Annotated in this window: 13 protein-coding genes and 4 pseudogenes; 11 read left to right on the forward strand and 6 right to left on the reverse strand. The window is 73.6% G+C overall.

The window, feature by feature from the left end; translation table 11 throughout:
- The first annotated feature begins 3 nt into the window (after positions 1-3).
- The 10 genes and pseudogenes from GEV43_RS38075 to mshC all read left to right on the forward strand — a co-directional run bounded on the left by GEV43_RS38075 (position 4) and on the right by mshC (position 10,105).
- Complete coding sequence (locus GEV43_RS38075; protein WP_160825535.1) at positions 4-555, forward strand: DUF3090 domain-containing protein; 552 nt, start codon at positions 4-6, stop codon at positions 553-555.
- 48 nt (positions 556-603) lie between these two features.
- Positions 604-1,404 carry an SCO1664 family protein gene (locus GEV43_RS38080; protein WP_160825536.1) on the forward strand — a complete coding sequence of 267 codons (801 nt, stop codon included), beginning with the start codon at positions 604-606 and terminating at the stop codon, positions 1,402-1,404.
- Between the two features lie 75 nt (positions 1,405-1,479).
- Positions 1,480-2,250 (forward strand): NRDE family protein, encoded by a 771-nt coding sequence (locus GEV43_RS38085; RefSeq protein WP_160825537.1) that lies wholly within the window; start codon positions 1,480-1,482, stop codon positions 2,248-2,250.
- A 275-nt stretch (positions 2,251-2,525) separates the two neighbouring features.
- On the forward strand, positions 2,526-2,651 hold the full coding sequence (locus GEV43_RS54255; RefSeq protein WP_302931355.1) for a hypothetical protein: 126 nt from the start codon (positions 2,526-2,528) through the stop codon (positions 2,649-2,651).
- 65 nt (positions 2,652-2,716) lie between these two features.
- Positions 2,717-4,300, forward strand: a complete 1,584-nt coding sequence (locus tag GEV43_RS38090; RefSeq protein ID WP_241684196.1) for an ABC transporter substrate-binding protein — start codon at positions 2,717-2,719, stop codon at positions 4,298-4,300.
- Between the two features lie 109 nt (positions 4,301-4,409).
- Positions 4,410-5,303: pseudogene (locus tag GEV43_RS38095) on the forward strand (ABC transporter ATP-binding protein); the annotation flags it as partial.
- 457 nt (positions 5,304-5,760) lie between these two features.
- Positions 5,761-6,839 (forward strand): annotated as a pseudogene (locus GEV43_RS38100) (ABC transporter ATP-binding protein).
- Positions 6,836-7,798, forward strand: a complete 963-nt coding sequence (locus GEV43_RS38105) for an ABC transporter permease (protein ID WP_160826080.1) — start codon at positions 6,836-6,838, stop codon at positions 7,796-7,798. Before GEV43_RS38100 ends, GEV43_RS38105 begins: the two are co-directional and overlap by 4 nt.
- Positions 7,799-7,804: 6 nt before the next feature.
- Entirely contained in the window at positions 7,805-8,749 is a 945-nt protein-coding gene (locus tag GEV43_RS38110; protein ID WP_160825538.1) for an ABC transporter permease, read from the forward strand.
- A 126-nt stretch (positions 8,750-8,875) separates the two neighbouring features.
- Positions 8,876-10,105, forward strand: coding sequence for a cysteine--1-D-myo-inosityl 2-amino-2-deoxy-alpha-D-glucopyranoside ligase (mshC, locus tag GEV43_RS38115; RefSeq protein ID WP_160825539.1), 1,230 nt, complete (start codon positions 8,876-8,878; stop codon positions 10,103-10,105).
- A gap of 109 nt (positions 10,106-10,214) precedes the next feature.
- On the opposite strand, the gene GEV43_RS38120 is transcribed toward mshC, so the two are convergent.
- The 6 genes and pseudogenes from GEV43_RS38120 to GEV43_RS38145 all read right to left on the reverse strand — a co-directional run bounded on the left by GEV43_RS38120 (position 10,215) and on the right by GEV43_RS38145 (position 15,164).
- Positions 10,215-11,108 (reverse strand): oxygenase MpaB family protein, encoded by an 894-nt coding sequence (locus tag GEV43_RS38120; protein ID WP_160825540.1) that lies wholly within the window; start codon positions 11,106-11,108, stop codon positions 10,215-10,217.
- Positions 11,109-11,196: 88 nt separating this feature from the next.
- Positions 11,197-11,793, reverse strand: a complete 597-nt coding sequence (locus tag GEV43_RS38125) for a hypothetical protein (RefSeq protein ID WP_160825541.1) — start codon at positions 11,791-11,793, stop codon at positions 11,197-11,199.
- Positions 11,790-12,791, reverse strand: a complete 1,002-nt coding sequence (locus GEV43_RS38130; protein ID WP_309240150.1) for a serine/threonine-protein kinase — start codon at positions 12,789-12,791, stop codon at positions 11,790-11,792. Before GEV43_RS38130 ends, GEV43_RS38125 begins: the two co-directional genes overlap by 4 nt.
- A gap of 153 nt (positions 12,792-12,944) precedes the next feature.
- The gene (locus tag GEV43_RS38135) at positions 12,945-13,481 is read right to left on the reverse strand and encodes an RNA methyltransferase (protein WP_160825542.1); all 537 of its coding nucleotides are present in this window, start codon (positions 13,479-13,481) and stop codon (positions 12,945-12,947) included.
- Positions 13,482-13,673: 192 nt separating this feature from the next.
- Positions 13,674-14,527 (reverse strand): annotated as a pseudogene (locus tag GEV43_RS38140) (PAC2 family protein).
- A 181-nt stretch (positions 14,528-14,708) separates the two neighbouring features.
- Positions 14,709-15,164 (reverse strand): universal stress protein, encoded by a 456-nt coding sequence (locus GEV43_RS38145; RefSeq protein ID WP_160825543.1) that lies wholly within the window; start codon positions 15,162-15,164, stop codon positions 14,709-14,711.
- A 176-nt stretch (positions 15,165-15,340) separates the two neighbouring features.
- Between GEV43_RS38145 and metH the strand changes: the two are divergent.
- Positions 15,341-18,816 (forward strand): annotated as a pseudogene (metH, locus tag GEV43_RS38150) (methionine synthase).
- Positions 18,817-18,876: the final 60 nt, after the last annotated feature.

Genomic DNA, 18,876 nt, shown 5'->3' on the forward strand with positions numbered 1-18,876 from the left:
GTCATGCCCGTCATCTCCTATGAACTGCCGGACCGGTTCGTCGCCGGCGCCGTCGGGCGGCCCGGGGACCGCGCCTTCTACCTCCAGGCCAGGTCCGGGCGCCGAGTGACCAGCGTCGGACTGGAGAAGTTCCAGGTGACGCTGCTGGCCGAACGCCTTGAGGAGCTCCTGGACGAGGTGCTGCGCCGCAGCGGCGGCAGCGCGCCGGTCCCCGCGGTGACGCCGTCGGAGCTGCACGACGACGAGCCGCTCGACCAGCCGGTCGAGGAGGAGTTCAAGGTCGGCACGATGGCGCTCGCCTGGGACCCCGAGGACGAGCGGGTCGTGATCGAGGCGCAGGAGGTCACCGAGGGCGAGGACGACGACGCCGAGGTCGGCGACGACGACCCGGCGATCGCGGTGCTGCGGGTGCGGGTCACCGCCGCGCAGGCCCGCGCGTTCGCCGAACGGGCCCTGAAGGTGGTCGCGGCGGGCCGCCCGCCGTGCCCGCTGTGCGGACTGCCGCTCGGCGAGGAGGGCCACGTGTGCCCGCGCCAGAACGGGTACCTGGGCTGAGATGGCGGCGTGCTGGATCATGGACGCGCGGACCGGGAGAATGGGCGCATGACGCAGTCCTCCCGGGATCGCACCCCCGCCGGCGACGGTCCCGCCGGGCGCTCCGGCGCGGGCGGCGCGCCCGCCGTCCCCCCGCACGACGTCGCGGCGGCCGAGCGGCTGCTGCTGAACGGGCGCCTGACCGTGGAGGGACGGCTCGTCCAGGCGTCCAACGCGACGCTCTACTGCGCGATCGAGCACGACGGCAGGCGCGCCGCGTGCGTCTACAAGCCGGTCGCGGGCGAGCGCCCGCTGTGGGACTTCCCGGACGGCACCCTCGCCGAGCGCGAGGTCGCCGCCTACCTGGTGTCGGAGGCGATGGGCGTACGGGTCGTCCCGCCGACGGTGCACCGCGACGGCCCGTACGGGCCCGGCATGGTGCAGCTCTGGGTGGAGCCCGACCCCGACGTCGACCTGGTCGCGCTGTCGCGCTCGGACGACGAGGCGGTGCGCCGGATGGCGGTGTTCGACGCGGTCGTCAACAACGCCGACCGCAAGATCGGGCACCTGCTGCCCCCCGGCGACGGCCACGTGTACGGCTGCGACCACGGCGTGTGCTTCTCGGTGGAGTACAAGCTGCGCACCGTCCTGTGGCAGTGGCGCGGCAAGCCGCTGACCGCCGAGTCGGTGGAGGCGCTCGGCCGGGTCGAGGCGGGGCTGCGCGCGGGTCCGCTCGGCGAGCGGCTCGGCGGGCTGCTCACCGCCGAGGAGGTCGACGCGACGCGCCGCCGCGTCGAGCTGATGCTGAAGCACCGCGTCCACCCGTACCCCCCGGAGGACTGGCCCGCGATCCCGTGGCCGCCGCTGTAGCGGGGCTCGGGCCCGCCCGGCCTCGCGGCACCCCCGCCGTCCGCCCGGATTGTGAATGATGCTCAAATAAGGGGCATGTGTACGGCGATCGTCAGCGTCGACCCCGCCTCCCCGGTGCCCGTCCTGCTCGTCGGCGTGCGGGACGAGTTCCTCGCCCGCTCGTGGGAGCCCCCCGGCCACCACTGGCCCGACCGCCCCGGCCTGGTCGCCGGGCGCGACCTGCGCGCCGGAGGGACGTGGCTGGCCGTCGACCCCGTCGCGCCGCGCGTCGCCACCGTGCTGAACGGCCGCGGCCGGATGGCCCCCGAACCCGAGCGCCTCTCCCGCGGCGGCCTGCCGCTGCTGACGGCGGCGGAGGGCAAGCTCGGCGAGATCGACCTGCCGCGCTACGACCCGTTCCACCTGATCGGCGCCGAGCCCGACCGGGTGCGGCTGTGGAGCTGGAACGGCGGGGCCCTCGTCCAGCGCGACCTCGGCCCCGGCCTGCACGCCGTCGTCAACAGCGGCCTGGAGGGCGAGGACCAGCAGGTCGGCCAGACCGAGGACGCCTACATGGCGGCGCGCCTGGAGCACTTCAGGCCCCGGTTCGAGCGCGCCGTCCGGCCCCTGCCCGTCCCCGGCGGCGAGGACGGCGTCGCGGAGGCGTGGGGCGAGTGGCTGCCGCTCGTGAACGGCGGCGGCGTGCCCCGCTTCGACCACCGCGCGCTGCTGCCCCAGCTCGACCTCGGCGGCGGGCGCGTGTGGGGCACCACCTCGGTCAGCCTGGTCGCCCTGTCGCCGTCCGAGGCGCGCTACGACTTCTCCGCCGACCCCGGCGCGGCGGACGCCTGGACCCGCGTCCTCTGAACCGGCCGCCGCACCGGCCGCTGAACCGGCCGCCGCACCGGTCACCGCACCGGTCACCGCACCGGTCACCGCACCGGCTCCCTCGGTCCGCGGACCGGGGGAGCCCCGGCATCGCCGCCTGACATCCGTCCGGCACTTTGAGGGCCGCCGCGCACGCGCCTCTGACTCTGAGTGCTAATTTGACTACCTAGTGCGATCTTCGTGGAGCGCCGCGGGCGGCGCCACGGGACCGCCCGAGGAATCGGTCGTCGGACGGGGGAACCGGGGAGATGGGGATGACGGTGGCAGGACGGGGCGCGGCGCTGGCGGCCGGGCTGGGCGCGGTGGCGCTCGCGCTGGCCGGCTGCGGCGGCGGGGACGACGGCGGCGGGGAGGCGGCGGCGGACGCGGCGGGACGCTGAAGGTCGTCGGCTCGGCCGACGTCGACCACCTCGACACCGCGAGCGGCTACACCACGATCAGTAGCATGCTGAGCCGCAACTTCGCGCGCACGCTGTTCAGCTTCAAGGGCGCCGACAGTTTCGACGAGGCGATCAAGGTGCGGCCGGACGCCGCCGCCGAGATCCCGACGACCGGCAACGGCGGGCTCAGCAAGGACGGCCGGACCTACACCATCAAGATCCGGCAGGGCGTCCAGTGGAACACCCAACCGCCCCGGGAGGTCACCGCCGCCGACTACGTCCGCGGCATCAAGCGCGTCTGCAACCCCGCCAAGCCGTCCGGCGGCAAGGCGTACTACAGCGAGACCATCGTCGGGATGGACGCGTTCTGCAAGGGCTTCGACAAGGCCGACGCCAAGAGCGCCGCCGCGATCGCCCGCTACCAGAACGACAACCAGGTCGCCGGCCTCCAGGCCAAGGACGCCAAGACGCTCGTCGTCAAGCTCAAGCAGCCCGCCAGCGATTTCACCAACATCCTCGGCATGCAGTTCGCGGCGGCGGCGCCCGCGGAGTACGACCGGTACATCCCCGACAGCCCCGACTTCCGGCGGCACACCATCTCCGACGGGCCGTACCAGATCACCTCGTACACGCCCAACAAGGAGTACGTGCTCGACAAGAACCCCGCCTGGAAGCAGGAGACCGACCAGCTCCGGGCGCAGAACCCCGACCGCATCCAGATCACGATGGGCCAGGACTCGCCCGACGTGGTCCAGCAGCAGATGGAGCAGGGCACCGCCGACCTGGCGTGGGACCAGACCGTCCCGACCGCCAAGATCCCCAGCCTGAAGTCCAACCCCAACTTCAAGATCATGGACGGGTCGACCAACAACCCGTACCTGGTCTTCAACACCCTCAGCCCCAACAACGGCGGGGCGCTCGGCAAGGCCGCGGTGCGGCAGGCGGTCAACTACGCGATCGACAAGACCGCGCTGATCCAGATCTACGGCGGCCCGGACGTGTCCGAGCCGCTCAACCAGGTGATCCCGCCGCGCAGCGTCGGCCATCAGCCGTTCAACCTGTACCCGACGCCGAACAACGGCGGGGACCCCGCCAAGTGCAAGCAGATGCTCGCCGCCGCCGGGTACCCGAACGGGATCACGCTGAAGTTCCCCTACCGCACCAACAGCAACCACTCCAAGATCGCGCAGTCGGTGCAGGCCAACCTGAAGTCGTGCGGCATCACCGCCAACCCGACGCCCGACACCAACGGGACGTTCTACAACACCACCCTCGTGACGCCCGCCGACGCCAAGTCCGGCAAGTGGGACATCGCCGCGCCCGGCTGGATCCCCGACTGGTACGGCAACAACGGCCGCACCAACATCGTCCCGCTGTTCGACGGCCGGCAGTACGGCGCCAACTCGACCGACTACGGCGGCTACGACGACCCGGCGGTCAACGGTCTGATCGACAAGGCGCTGAAGGCCAAGGACGTCAACACCGCGGCCGGCTTCTGGGCGCAGGCCGACAAGAAGATCATGCAGGACGCCGCCGTGGTGCCGTTCATGAACCAGAAGTACCCGATCTTCCACTCGTCCCGGGTGAAGAACGCGCTGTACCTGCCGTCGTACCAGGCGTACGACCTCAGCCAGGCCAAGGTCTCCTAGCCGCGCGGCGCCTCGTCCCCCGCGCGGACGGACCCGCGCGGCCGCACGCCGCGCACGCGCGGGGGCGAGGCGCCCGGACGAACCCCATCCCGGACGCGAAGGGGCGTCGATGAGTCTTCTCGAAGTGACCGACCTGCGGGTCTCCTTCCCCACCCCCGACGGCGTGGTCCGCGCGGTGCGCGGCGTGTCGTTCGAGGTGGACCGGGGCCGCACGCTCGGCATCGTCGGCGAGTCCGGCTCGGGCAAGAGCGTCACCACCCAGACCCTGATGCGGCTCACGCCCGGCGCGCGGGTGAGCGGCTCCGCCCTGTTCGAGGGCGCCGACCTGCTGACCCTCGGCGACCGCGCGATGCGCGCGCTGCGCGGCGCCGAGATCGGGATGATCTTCCAGGACCCGCTGTCCAGCCTGCACCCCCTCTACAAGGTCGGCCGGCAGATCGAGGAGATGGTCCGGGCGCACGACCGCGGCGCCTCCAGGACGCAGGCCCGCAAGCGCGCCGTCGAGATGCTCGGCCTCGTCGGCATCCCCCAGCCGGCCCGCCGCGCCGACGAGTACCCGCACCAGTTCTCCGGCGGGATGCGGCAGCGCGCGATGATCGCGATGGCGCTGGCGCTGAACCCCAAGCTGATCATCGCGGACGAGCCGACCACCGCGCTCGACGCGACCGTCCAGGCGCAGATCCTCGACCTGATGCGGCGGCTCCAGGGCGAGTTCGACACCGCCCTCATCATGATCACCCACGATCTCGGGGTGATCGCCGACATGGCCGACGACGTGCTGGTCATGTACGGCGGCAGGCCCGCCGAGCGCGGGGGCCGCCGCTCCGCCTACTACCGGCAGCACCACCCCTACACCAAGGGCCTGCTGGAGTCGGTGCCGTCCGCGGCGGGCGGCAGGCGGCGCCTCAAGCCGATCCCGGGCCAGCCGCCGAGCCTGATCAACCTGCCGTCCGGCTGCGTGTTCCACCCCCGCTGCCCGTACGTGATGGACCGCTGCCGCACCGAGGACCCGCCGCTCGCCCCCGTCGCCGACGACCCCGCGCACGTGTCGGCGTGCTGGCTGCCGGACGAGGCGCTCGGCCGCGGCGACGACGCCGAGGCGCTGCGGCGCCGCGCGGTCGAGGACGGCCGCACCGGCGCCGCCGCCCGCCCGCCGGGGACGTCCGACACCGGCGCGGCCGACACCACCGTCCTCGGCGAGACCGGCGTCCCCGCCGAGTACGAGGAGCCGCGGGGCGCGCCCGGCGGCCTCGGCGGCGAGCCGCGCGAGCGGCCCGGCTGGGAGCCGGGCGGCGGCGGGCCCGGCGGCGCGCCCGGCGGGCGCACGCAGAGCCGCGAGCCGGGCGGCGGCAGGGAGGCCGGCGGCCGCGGGGCGGGGGCCGCGAGACCGGCGGCCCCGGCGGCGGCGGACCCGGTGAGGAGCCCGGCACGGGCTGGACGCGCGCGGACGGAGGCGGCGAGTGAGCGGCGGGCAGGACGACCTTCTGGTGTCGGTCGAGGGCGTCTACAAGCACTTCCCCATCAGGCAGGGGATCGTGTTCAAGCGGGAGATCGCCCGCGTCCACGCGGTCGACGGCGTCGACCTCCAGGTGCGGCGCGGCGAGACCCTCGGGATCGTGGGGGAGTCCGGCTGCGGCAAGTCCACGCTCGCGCGCTGCATCACGGGGCTGCACCCGGTGACGCGGGGCCGGATCCTGTTCGAGGGCGCCGACATCACCGGGCTGTCGAAGGCGGGCCTCAAGGCGTTCCGCCGGGACGTCCAGATGATCTTCCAGGACCCGTACGGGTCGCTGAACCCGCGCCGCCGCGTCGGCTCGATCATCGGCGACCCGTTCGCCATCCACGGCCTCGCCGACGGCGCCGACCGCAAGCGCCGCGTCCAGGAGCTGATGGAGCTCGTCGGGCTGAACCCCGAGCACTACAACCGGTTCCCCGCCGAGTTCTCCGGCGGGCAGCGCCAGCGCATCGGCGTCGCCCGCGCGCTCGCGCTGAGACCGAAGCTGATCGTGTGCGACGAGCCGGTGTCCGCGCTCGACGTGTCCATCCAGGCGCAGGTCATCAACCTGCTGAACGACCTCCAGGGGGAGCTCGGCCTCACCTACGTGTTCATCGCGCACGACCTGTCGGTCGTCCGGCACGTCAGCGACCGCGTCGCCGTCATGTACCTCGGCCGGGTCGTGGAGTCCGCGGACGGCGAGGACCTCTACCGCGCGCCCCGGCACCCGTACGCGGCGGCGCTGCTGTCGGCCGCGTCGGTCGCCGACCCCGACGAGGCCGAGCGCGCCGAGCGGATCGTGCTGATCGGCGACGTGCCGTCCCCGGTGGACCCCCGAAGGGCTGCCGCTTCCACCCCCGCTGCCCGAAGGCGCGCGAGCGCTGCGTCAGCGAGGACCCCGAGCTCGTCCCCCGCGAGGGCGACCCGCCGTCCCACCCCACCGCCTGCCACTTCCCGGTGGAGCCGGGCGAGCGCCTCTCCGGCCGGCAGGCCGTGATCGCCCAGGTCTCCACCGAGCCCGACCTCCCGGAGGCCGACCGATGAGCTACTCCGAGCTGGAGCCCGACATCATCCCGGCGGACGCCGAGCCGGTGCGGGTGCAGGGCCGGACCCCGTTCCAGCTCGCCTGGAGCCGGTTCCGGCGCGACAGGCTGGCGGTGGCCTCCATCGCCGTGCTGGCCCTCATGGTCCTGTTCGCGGCGCTCGCGCCGGTGTGGGCGAGCTGGACCGGGCACCCCTACGACCAGACGTTCCCGAAGACCGGCCTCGACCCGGACGGCCTGCCGAAGGGCCCGAGCGGCGACTTCTGGCTCGGCGCCGACCAGCTCGGCCGCGACGTGCTCGTCCGCTCCGCCTACGGCGCCCGGATCTCCCTGGTCGTCGGCGTCTGCGCCGCCGTGCTCGCCTCGATCGCCGGGGTGCTGGTCGGGACGCTCGCCGGGTTCGTCGGCGGCGTGCTGGACACGGTGCTCGCCCGGCTGATGGACATCACGCTCGCGCTGCCGTACCTGCTGGTCGCGATCATGCTGGCGACCACGTTCCAGATCTCCTCGGTCGGCGCGAGCCTGACGATGACGATCCTGGTGATCGCGTTCTTCTCGTTCGCCGCGTTCGGCCGCATCATCCGCGGGCAGGTGATGTCGCTGAAGCAGAAGGAGTTCGTCGAGGCGGCCAGGTCGCTCGGCGCCTCCAACGTCCGGATCATGCTCGTGGACGTGCTGCCCAACCTGGTCGCGCAGGTCACCGTGCTGACCTCGCTGCTGATCCCCACCTCGATCGTGTTCGAGGCCACGCTGTCGTTCCTCGGCGTCGGGGTGCGGCTGCCGATGCCGAGCTGGGGGTCGATGCTCGGCGAGGGCAGCGACGTGTTCCAGACGGCGTGGTGGCTGCTCATCGTGCCCGGCGTCCTGCTGCTGCTGACCACGCTGTCGTTCAACCTGCTCGGCGACGGGATCCGGGACGCCCTGGACCCCCGCGGCGACCGGGTCGCCGGGAGGAAGTGAACCGCCATGACGCGCTTCGTCATCCGCAGGCTGCTGTACGCGATCCTCGTGCTGTGGCTGGTGTCGACCCTGGTCTTCGTCTTCCTGCACGTCTCCCCGGTCCCGGTCGAACGGGTCATCGGCGGCCCCCGCGCCACGACCGACACCCTGGAGCAGATCCGCCGCAACCTCGGCCTGGACGAGCCGGTGATCGTCCAGTACTGGGACTTCCTCAAGCGGCTCGTCCAGGGCGACCTGGGCGACTCCTACATCAACGGGACGCCGGTCACCGACCTGATCGCCAACCGGCTGCCGACGACGCTGTGGCTGGTGCTCGGCGCGGGGGTGGTGTGGTTCGTCGGCGGCGTCGTGACCGGCGTGCTGAGCGCGACCCGCGCCCGCAGCCTGTGGGACCGGGCCGTGACGGTGTTCGTGCTCGTCGGGCTGTCCACGCCGCCGTTCGTGATGGCGCTGATCCTGCTGTTCCTCTTCTCGACCAAGCTGAGCGAGGCGGGGTTCCGGTTCTTCGAGGCGGGGCCGCCCTTGCAGGAGCACTTCTTCCAGCGGATGATCCTGCCGTGGGCCGCGCTGGCGTTCCTCATGGTCGCGATGTACACGCGGCTGACCCGCGGGGCCATGCTGGACGTCCTCGGCGAGGACTACATCCGCACCGCGCGCGCGAAGGGCGTCACCGAGCGGCGGGTGGTGTACCGGCACGGGCTGCGGTCGGCGCTGACCCCGGTCGTGACGCAGTTCGGCATCGACCTCGGCGCGCTGATCGGCTCCACGATCGTCACCGAGAAGGTGTTCGGCCTCCAGGGCGTCGGGCAGCTCGTCTACCAGTCGATCGCGCTCGGCGACACCCCGGTGATCATCGGGGTGACGCTGATGGTGACGCTGTTCGTGATCGTGGCCAACCTGGTCGTGGACGTCGGCTACTCGTTCCTGGACCCGCGCGTCCGCCTGGCCTGACCGGCCCGCCGGGCGGCCGTGCCCGGCGGGCCCCGGACGACCACCCGTCCGGTCCGCGGACGATCTTCGCGGAACGGTGCGAGCCTGCGCGTATTACGACAAGCCGCCATGGATAAGCTCTCAGGTATGCGATCGTGGCCCGCTCCCGAAGTCCCCAGACTGACCGACGCAGGACTGGCCGCCGCGGCCGGCCCGCTGCGCCTGTACGACACCGCGAGCGGCGGCGTGCGGCCCACCGATCCGGGCGAGACGGCCCGGATGTACGTGTGCGGCATCACCCCCTACGACGCGACCCATCTCGGGCACGCCAACACCTATTTGGCGTTCGACCTGGTCAACCGGGTGTGGCGCGATCTCGGGCACCGGGTGCACTACATCCAGAACGCCACCGACGTCGACGACCCGCTGCTCCAGCGCGCGGCCGAGACCGGCGAGGACTGGCGCGAGCTGGCCGACCGCGAGATCCAGCTCTTCCGCGACGACATGACCGCGCTCCGGGTGCTGCCGCCGGAGCGCTACGTCGGCGCGGTCGAGGCCATCCCGCTCGTCACCGAGATGATCGAGAAGCTGCGCGCCAAGGACGCCGCGTACCTCGTGGACGGCGACGTGTACTTCCCGATCGCGGCCGACCCCGACTTCGGCGAGGTGAGCCGCTTGGACCGCTCCGCGATGGCGCCGCTGTTCGCCGAGCGCGGAGGCGACCCGGACCGTTCCGGCAAGCGCGACCCGCTCGACGCGCTGCTGTGGCTCGCGCGGCGTCCCGGCGAGCCCGGCTGGGACTCCCCGTTCGGGGAGGGCCGCCCCGGCTGGCACGTCGAGTGCTCGGCGATCTCGATCGAGTACCTCGGGATGGCGTTCGACGTGGAGGGCGGCGGCTCGGACCTGGCGTTCCCGCACCACGAGATGAGCGCCTCGCACGCCCAGGTCGCGACCGGCGAGCGCCCGCACGCCCGCGCGTACGTCCACGCGGGGATGGTCGGGCTGGACGGCGAGAAGATGTCCAAGTCGCGCGGGAACCTCGTGTTCGTGTCGAGGCTGCGCCAGGAGGGCGTCGACCCGATGGCGATCCGGCTGGCGCTGCTGGCCCACCACTACCGCTCCGACTGGGAGTGGTCGAAGGCCGAGCTGTCGTCGGCGGAGGAGCGCCTGGCGAAGTGGCGCGAGGCGGCGAACCGTCCGGCGGGCCCCGACGCGGCCCCCGTCGCCGCGGCCGTCCGCGCGGCGCTCGTGGACGACCTCCGCACGCCCGAGGCGCTGGAGGCCGTCGACGCGTGGGCGGCGTTCCCGGGCGACGACCTGGGGGCTCCGCTCAAGATCCGCGCGCTGGCGGACGCCCTGCTGGGCGTGGCCCTCTGATCTCGCGCGCCGTCCGGGGTGCCGGTTCGCCGCAGGCGCGGCGTCGTTACGGACCGCCGTAACGGCTCCGTGCCGATGCGTGACTTGACCGTGGAGTCAGGCTAGCCGGTCAGGTGCCGGTGCCGGTGCCCGCGTCCGGGCGGGCGGCGAACTTCCTCGCCCTCCGCGCGACGCGGCGGCGCGATGTCCAGAGCATCAGCGGGATGCCCGCGCGGCGCAGGCGGCCCGGCACCAGCCGGTAGAAGAACGCGCCGGTGCGGAGCAGGAACCACAGGATCCGGTCCTTGCGGGCGCTCCACGGCAGGCCGTACTGGTCGCGGATCCGTTCGGGCAGCAGGCCGGTCGTGATGAACCGGTTGAGCCACAGCGCGGGCCCGAGCCACCGCAGCTTGCGCGACCACAGCACCGCCCGCGCGACCTCCCGGCCGGTTTCGGTGACGTCCAGCGACGCCACCATGCCGTCCACGTACGCGCGGAACGCGGCGAGGTCGGCGGGCTGCGCGCCGGGCGGGCAGCCGAGCACGTCGGCGACGAACCGGGCCTGGTCGATGTAGTCGGCCGCGAGGTCGCCGCTCGGGCGGCGCAGGACGTCCTCGTAGACGAACAGGGCCGCGTCGATCAGCGTCGCGTTCACCCAGACCTGGAGGGCGGGGTCGTTGCCGGAGTAGCCGGGGCCGGTGATCCGCTCGTGCATGCGGCGGATCGCGCGGCCCATCCGCTCGGCCTCCTCCTCGGTGCCGAACGCGACGATGGTGAGGAAGTCCAGTGTCCCGAACAGCCGGTCAAGCGGCCGGTTGCGCAGGTCGCTGTGGTCGGCGACGCCCTGCGCGATCCGGGGGTGCGCGACCTGGAGCAGCAGCGCGCGCCCGGCGGCGAGCATGACGGCGGGCTCGGACGCGAGCAGCCGCAGCACCCGGCGGTCCACTGCCGGGGAGGCGGCGAGCGGAGGCGCGGCGGGGGCGGGGGCGTCGGCCGGGGCGGGGGCGTCGGCGTCGGAGGTCACGGGCAACCCTTCCGTCGGGGGAGGTAAGCGAATACTTGCTCATGGCGCCGTCCCACCACAACACCCCTGCCGCCGCTTCCGGGCTCCGTCACCTCACGACGTAGCAGTCCCAGTCGCCCGGCGACCCGGCGTCCCCGTTCAGGCGCGCCTTGGAGCCCGGGTACTGCTCCGCGCAGACCTGCGCCATCGTGATGTAGGTGTCGACGCCGATGCCGCCGTCCGGCACGCAGTACCACTGGGTGGAACGGAAGTCGGGCTTGCGGTCGCGCTCCGCGCAGTACCGGGCCGGGCTGGGCGAGCCCAGCACGACCGAGGCCGGCGGCGGCCCGCCCGTCGGGTCCGGCCGCCCGCCGCCGGGGCGCGTCCCGCCGTCCGGCGCGTGCGCGTTGCGGGTCGGCGTGCCCTCCCCGCGGCCGGGCGAGGACGGCTCGCCGCCCGGCCGGGCCGTCCCGTGGTGCCGCCTGGACGCGGACGGCGACGCGGACGGCGGCACCTGCGAAGCGGGCGGCGGCGGGACGGCGGTGGACGGGCCGTCCTCCTCGGACCCGCCGAGCATCGCGTACGCGCCGCCCGCGCCCGCGAGCGCCGCGACGACGGCCGCCGCGACGCCCACGGCCAGCCCCTTCCCGTGCCGCCGGCGGGGGCCGGGGCCGGGGCCGGGCGGCGGGACGTCGTCGGTCGTCACCTCGGCCGGCGGCGCCGCGTCCGCCGCGTCCGCCGCGTCGCTGTGCCCTGCGCCGGGCTGCGTCGCGGCGGGCGGCAGGGTGTCCAGGCCGGGGGCTCCGGCCCCGTCCGCGTGGGCGTTGGGCGCGACGGGGCCCGGCCCCGGTGGGACGGGGCCGGGGAGGCGGGGGCGAACGCCTCCTCGTGGCCGACCAGGCGCAGCAGGAGCTGCGCGGCGGTGGGCCGGTGCGCGGGGTCCTTGCTGAGCGCCGCCTCCACGAGGCCGCGCAGCTCGCCGTCCAGGCCGTCCGCCGGGTCGCCCAGCTCGGGCTCGTGGTGCAGCACCCGGTAGATCACGGCCGGGATGGAGTCGGCGCCGAACGGGGGCCGCCCGGTCGCCGCGTACGTCATCGTCGCGCCCCACGCGAACACGTCGGACGGCTCGGCGACGTCCCCGCCCGCCACCTGCTCGGGCGCCATGTAGGCGGGGGTGCCGACGGCGCGGCTGGTGACGGCGCTCGCCGCGTCCAGCGCCCGCGACAGCCCGAAGTCGATCACCCGGGGACCGTCCGGTCCGAGCAGCACGTTGTGGGGCTTGAGGTCGCGGTGCACGATCCCGGCGCGGTGGATCGCGGTGAGCGCACTCGCGGTGCTGACCGCGAGGCGGTCGAGCGCGCCGCCGGAGATCGGCCCCTCGCGGGAGACCTGCCGGCTGAGCGCCGGGCCGGGCACGTACTCGCTGACCAGGTACGGGCTGTCGCCCGCCACGTCGGCGTCCAGGATCTGCGCCGTGCAGAACCGGGCGACCTGCCGCGCGGCGGCCGCCTCCCGGACGAACCGGCTCCGCGCCGTGTCGTCGTCGTCGAACTGCACGCGCAGCAGCTTGACCGCGACCGGCGCGCCGTCCGGGGCCGCGCCGAGGAACACGGTGCCCTGCCCGCCGGCGCCGAGGCGGCCGGTCAGCTCGTACGAGCCGAGGCGGCGGGGGTCGTGGGGCCGCAGCGGCTGCGCCTCCGGCACGCCCCCTCCTTTCCGTCCCGGACATCATGGGAACTACGCATAATGCCATCAAACGTCGGTGCTCGCGCCGTTCGCGGCCGTAAAGTTCGCGGGCGGGCCGCCGCGGCCGCCCGCCCGCGCGCGGCCGGGGCCGGGGCGGGGCCGGGGCCGCGGTCACAGCAGCCCGGCGAGCTTGTAGAGGACCAGCGACCCGGCCACCGCGACGTTGAGGCTGTGCCCGCCGCCGACCATGGGGATCTCCACGGCGAGGTCGAGCAGGTCGAGCGCCTCGTCCGGGATCCCGTGCCGCTCGTGCCCGAGGACGGCGACGGTGCGGACCCGCGCCGCGGGCAGGTCGGCGAGCCGGACGGCCTCGTCGGCGAGTTCGACGCCGACGACGCGGGCGCCCGCGTCGCGCTGCCGTCCGAGCCAGCCGCACGGGTCGTTCACCCAGTGCACGCAGGCGGGGCGGCGCAGCGTGTTGCCGCGTTCGAGCGCCTCGGGCACCCACGGGTGCCGGGGGACGGCCAGGCAGGCGCCGACCGCGTCGCAGGTGCGCAGAAGGGTGCCGAGGTTGGCGCCGTGCAGCGGCCAGAGCGGCGCGGCGACGAGATGGTCCCAGCAGGAGTGCCGGCGGCCGCGGCGGGACCGGCGGATCTCGCGGGGCGGCCGGACCCGGATGGCGGGCGGGCCGGGCGCGCGGCGGCTCACCGCGGGAGGGCGCGACCGCCCGTCGGGGGAACGGAGAAGATCATGAGAGGGCGCGCTTGTCGGCGCGCGCGGGCCATCACCGGGGTCGGACGGTGATCGAGTGTACGCCCGGCGACCCCCCGCCGAAAGCCGTCCGCGCGCCGAAAGCCGTCCGCCCGCCGAAAGCCGTGCGCGGCTTTCGCGCGGATCGGCTCAGTCGCTGCGCCCGCCCGCGTCGCGGCGGCGGAGGTAGCGCTCGAACTCGCGGGCGATGGCGTCGCCGCTGGCCTCGGGGAGCTCGGTCGCGTCCTTCTGCTCCTCCAGGGTGCGGACGTACTCGGCGACCTCGGAGTCCTCCTCGGCCAGCTCGTTGACGCCGTTCTCCCAGGCGCGGGCCTCCTCGGGGAGCTCGCCGAGGGGGACGGTCACGTCGAGGACGTCCTCGACGCGGCGGAGCAGCGCGAGGGTGGCCTTGGGGGAGGGGGGCTGCGCGACGTAGTGGGGGACGGCGGCCCACAGCGAGACGGTGCTGAGGTCGGCCTTGGCGTAGGCGTCCTGGAGGACGCCGAGGATGCCGGTGGGGCCCTCGTAGCGGGCGGGCTCCAGGTGCAGGGTGTTGACGAGCCCCGCGTCGGACGCCGCGCCGGTCACGGGGACGGGGCGGGTGTGGGGGCGTCGGCGAGCAGCGCGCCCAGCAGGACGACGTCGCGGATGCCGAGCTCCAGGGTCAGCCCGATCAGCTCCCGGCAGAACGAGCGCCAGCGCATGTTGGGCTCGATGCCGTGCACGAGGACCACGTCGCGTCCGGTGGGCAGCCGGGCCCAGGAGACCCGCGTGGTGGGCCAGGTGATCCCGCGCGTCTCGCCGTCGGTCATCTCGACGATCGGGCGGGTGACCTGGAAGTCGTAGTAGTCGTCGGGGTCGACTTCGGCGATGGGCACCGCGTCCCAGGTCGACTCGAGATGCTGGATGACCCCGCTGGCGGCCTCCCCCGCGTCGTTCCACCCCTCAAAGGCGGCCACGAGCACCGGATCGACGAGTTCCGGCACGCTTTCGAGCTCGACCACGCGCTGCCTCCTTCCGACGTCGGGTACAGCGTCACCGCGGGAGCCGTCATTCCCGGGGTCGGGGGCCCCGCTCATGATCGGTGCTGCCAGCCTACGTCCTGACAGTGGCCTACCCCACCGTTCCGCCGCCAGACCTTTCGCGGCCGCGTGCGGCCCCGGCGCGGCGGCGGAACGGGAGGGGTCACTTGCCGGTGGTGTGGACGATCAGCACGTCGCACGGCGAACGGTGCGACAGGTTCGCCGGGACGGAGCCGAGGAGCCGTCCGGCGAGGCTGTTGAGGCCGCGGTTGCCGACCACGACCAGCTCGGCCGAGCGCTCCTTGGCGAGCTTGGAGATCACGTCCACGGCGTCGCCCTCCACCGCGACCTGCTCGACGTCCTTGGCGCCCGCCGCGACCGCGCGCTCGCGGGCGGCGCGCAGGGCGTCGTCGGCGGGGGTGGAGCCCTGCACCTTGTAGGCCAGGTCGCCGAGGCGGTCGGCGGCGCTCTCGCGCTCGCGGGCGGGCATCGGGCTGTACGCGGAGGCGAGCAGCAGCGTGGCGCCGGTGGCGGCGGCAAGCTGGGCGGCCCTGTCGACCGCGCGGAACGAGGTGTCCGAGCCGTCGGTGCCGACGAGGATGGTGCGGTACGCGCTCATGCCGCTCCTTACCGGAGAGTAGTTTCCGGACGAACGTTAGCGTTCCGGCGCCCCATCCGTCACCGGGATCGCACCCGCGGTGGCCGCCGGACCCCTCCCGAACGGCGTTCGGGCGGCCTTTCCACGATGCGGACGCCCAAGGGGAGGCGGGCGCGCCCCGGATAGAGTGGTGCCCCATGAGCAATCCCACACCGCAGTCCTTGCGCCGGGCCCTGAAAGAACGCGTCGTCGTGGCCGACGGCGGTATGGGGACGATGCTCCAGGACGCGGGCCCCACCCTCGACGACTTCGAGGGGCACGAGGGCTGCAACGAGATCCTGAACGTCACCCGGCCCGACATCGTCCGGTCGGTCCACGCGGCCTACTTCGACGCCGGCGTGGACTGCGTCGAGACCAACACCTTCGGCGCCAACCTCGGCAACCTCGGCGAGTACGGCATCACCGAGCGGATCCACGAGCTGTCGGAGGCCGGCGCCCGCCTCGCGCGCGAGGTCGCCGACGAGTACGCCACCCCGACCGCCCCCGCTGGGTGATCGGCTCGGTCGGCCCCGGCACCAAGCTGCCGACCCTCGGGCACGTGCCGTTCGCCGAGCTCCGCGACGCCTACCGGCGCAACGCCGAGGGCCTCATCGCGGGCGGCGTCGACGCGATCCTCGTCGAGACCTGCCAGGACCTGCTCCAGGCCAAGGCCGCGCTGATCGGCGCGCGCCGCGCGATCGACGCCGCCGGCACCGGCACCGTACTGATCGGCCAGGTGACGATCGAGCAGAACGGCGCGATGCTGATGGGCTCGGAGATCGGCGCGGCGCTGACCGCGCTGGAGCCGCTCGGCATCGACCTGATCGGCCTCAACTGCGCCACCGGTCCCGCCGAGATGAGCGAGCACCTGCGCTACCTGGCCCGGCACTCGCGGATCCCGCTGTCGTGCATGCCCAACGCCGGCCTGCCCGAGCTGACCGCCGACGGCGCCCGGTACCCGCTGACGCCGTCCGAGCTCGCCGACGCGCACGACACGTTCACCCGCGACTTCGGGCTGTCGCTCGTCGGCGGCTGCTGCGGCACCACGCCCGAGCACCTGCGCCAGGTCGTCGAGCGGGTCCGGGGCCGCGAGGTCGCCGAGCGCCGCCCGCGCCCCGAGGCGGGCGCGGCGTCCCTCTACCAGCACGTCCCGTTCCGGCAGGACACGTCCTACCTGGCCATCGGGGAGCGCACCAACGCCAACGGGTCCAAGGCGTTCCGCGAGGCGATGCTGGAGCGGCGCTGGGACGACTGCGTCAAGATCGCCCGCGACCAGGCCCGCGACGGCGCCCACATGCTCGACCTGTGCGTCGACTACGTCGGCCGCGACGGCGTCGCCGACATGAAGGAGCTGGCGTTCCGGTTCGCGACCGCCGCGACGCTGCCGATCGTCCTGGACTCCACCGAGACCCCCGTGATCCAGGCCGGGCTGGAGATGCTCGGCGGGCGCGCCGTGGTCAACTCGGTCAGCTTCGAGGACGGCGACGGGCCCGACTCCAAGCTCCGGCGGCTGATGCCGATCGTCAAGGAGCACGGCGCGGGCATCGTCGTCATGTGCATCGACGAGGAGGGGCAGGCCCGGACCGCCGAGTGGAAGGTCCGCGTCGCCGACCGGATGATCCGCGAGCTCACCGGCAACTGGGGCATGCGGGTCGAGGACATCATCGTCGACTGCCTGACGTTCACCATCGGCACCGGCCAGGAGGAGTCGCGCCGCGACGCGCTGGAGACCATCGAGGCGATCCGCGAGCTGAAGCGCCTGCACCCGGGCGTGCAGACCACCCTCGGCCTGTCGAACGTGTCGTTCGGCCTCAACCCGGCCGCGCGCGTCGTGCTGAACTCGGTGTTCCTGCACGAGTGCGCCGACGCCGGGCTCGACTCGGCGATCGTGCACGCCTCCAAGATCCTGCCGATGGCGCGGATCCCGGAGGACCAGCGCAAGATGGCGCTGGACCTGCTCTACGACCGGCGGTCGGAGGGCTACGACCCGCTGCACCGGTTCATGGAGGCGTTCGAGGGCGTCGACACCGCCGCGCTGAAGGCCGACCGCGCCGCCGAGCTGCTCGGGCTGCCGCTGTGGGAGCGGCTCAAGGCCCGCATCGTCGAGGGCGAGCTGGACGGCCTGAGCGTCGACCTCGACGAGGCCCTCGCCGAGCGGCCCGCCCTGGAGATCGTCAACGACGTGCTGCTGGACGGCATGAAGACCGTCGGCGAGCTGTTCGGGTCGGGGCAGATGCAGCTGCCGTTCGTGCTCCAGTCCGCCGAGGTGATGAAGACCGCCGTCGCCTACCTCGAACCGCACATGGAGAAGACCGAGGACGGCGGCAAGGGCCGCATCGTCCTCGCCACCGTCAAGGGCGACGTCCACGACATCGGCAAGAACCTCGTCGACATCATCCTGTCCAACAACGGCTACGAGGTCGTCAACATCGGCATCAAGCAGCCGATGTCGTCGATCCTGGAGGCGGCCAAGAACGAGCGCGCCGACGTGATCGGGATGTCGGGCCTGCTGGTCAAGTCCACCGTGATCATGAAGGAGAACCTCCAGGAGCTGAACTCCCGGGGGCTCGCCGGCACCTGGCCCGTCCTGCTCGGCGGCGCCGCCCTCACCCGCGCCTACGTCGAGCAGGACCTCGCCGACCTGTTCGACGGCGAGGTCCGCTACGCCCGCGACGCGTTCGAGGGGCTGCGGCTGATGGACGCGTTCATGGCCGTCAAGCGCGGCGAGGCCGGCGCGGAGCTGCCGCCGCTGCGCGAGCGGCGGGTGAAGAAGGGCGCGACGCTCAAGGTCACCGAGCCCGAGGACATGCCCGCCCGCTCCGACGTCGCCGTCGACAACGCGCTGCCCGCGCCGCCGTTCCTCGGCGACCGGATCGTCAAGGGCATCCCGATGAACGACTACGCGGCGTTCCTCGACGAGCGCGCCACCTTCATGGGGCAGTGGGGCCTGAAGCCGGCCCGCGGCGGCGACGGCCCGTCCTACGAGGAGCTGGTCGAGACCGAGGGGCGGCCGAGGCTGCGGATGTGGCTCGACCGCGTCCAGACCGAGGGCCTGATCGAGGCGGCCGTCGTCTACGGCTACTTCCCGGCCGTGTCCGAGGGCGACGACCTGGTGATCCTCAACGAGGACGGCTCGGACCGGGAGCGGTTCACCTTCCCGCGCCAGCGCCGCGACCGGCACCTGTGCCTGGCCGACTTCTTCCGCCCGCGCGAGTCGGGCGAGACGGACGTGGCGGCGTTCCAGCTCGTCACGGTCGGGTCCAGGATCGCCGAGGCGACCGGCGAGCTGTTCGCCAAGAACGCCTACCGCGACTACCTGGAGCTGCACGGGCTGTCGGTGCAGCTCACCGAGGCGCTGATGGAGTACTGGCACGCCCGGATCCGGGCCGAGATCGGGTTCGGCTCCGAGGACTCCGGCGACGTCGAGGACTTCTTCAAGCTCGGCTACCGCGGCGCCCGGTTCTCGTTCGGGTACGCGGCCTGCCCCGACCTGGAGGACCGCGCGAAGCTCGTCCGCCTCCTGAGGCCGGAGCGGATCGGGGTGTCGCTGTCGGAGGAGCTCCAGCTCGTTCCCGAGCAGTCGGCGGACGCGCTGGTCGTGCACCACCCGGAGGCGAAGTACTTCAACACGTGACCGCCGCGCGGCGGGCCCCTGGAAGCCGCCGGGGGCCCGCCGCGGAACGTGACGTATCCT

Source organism: Actinomadura sp. J1-007 (genome assembly GCF_009793335.1).
Lineage (GTDB): Bacteria > Actinomycetota > Actinomycetes > Streptosporangiales > Streptosporangiaceae > Spirillospora > Spirillospora yumaensis.

Coding starts and splice junctions, on each gene's coding strand:
- GEV43_RS38105 (WP_160826080.1), top strand. CDS start 6,836: ATGAGCTACTCCGAGCTGGAGCCCGACATCATCCCGGCGGACGCCGAG.
- GEV43_RS38075 (WP_160825535.1), top strand. CDS start 4: ATGCCCGTCATCTCCTATGAACTGCCGGACCGGTTCGTCGCCGGCGCC.
- GEV43_RS54255 (WP_302931355.1), top strand. CDS start 2,526: ATGACGGTGGCAGGACGGGGCGCGGCGCTGGCGGCCGGGCTGGGCGCG.
- GEV43_RS38110 (WP_160825538.1), top strand. CDS start 7,805: ATGACGCGCTTCGTCATCCGCAGGCTGCTGTACGCGATCCTCGTGCTG.
- GEV43_RS38085 (WP_160825537.1), top strand. CDS start 1,480: ATGTGTACGGCGATCGTCAGCGTCGACCCCGCCTCCCCGGTGCCCGTC.
- GEV43_RS38145 (WP_160825543.1), bottom strand. CDS start 15,164: ATGAGCGCGTACCGCACCATCCTCGTCGGCACCGACGGCTCGGACACC.
- GEV43_RS38080 (WP_160825536.1), top strand. CDS start 604: ATGACGCAGTCCTCCCGGGATCGCACCCCCGCCGGCGACGGTCCCGCC.
- mshC (WP_160825539.1), top strand. CDS start 8,876: ATGCGATCGTGGCCCGCTCCCGAAGTCCCCAGACTGACCGACGCAGGA.
- GEV43_RS38090 (WP_241684196.1), top strand. CDS start 2,717: ATGCTGAGCCGCAACTTCGCGCGCACGCTGTTCAGCTTCAAGGGCGCC.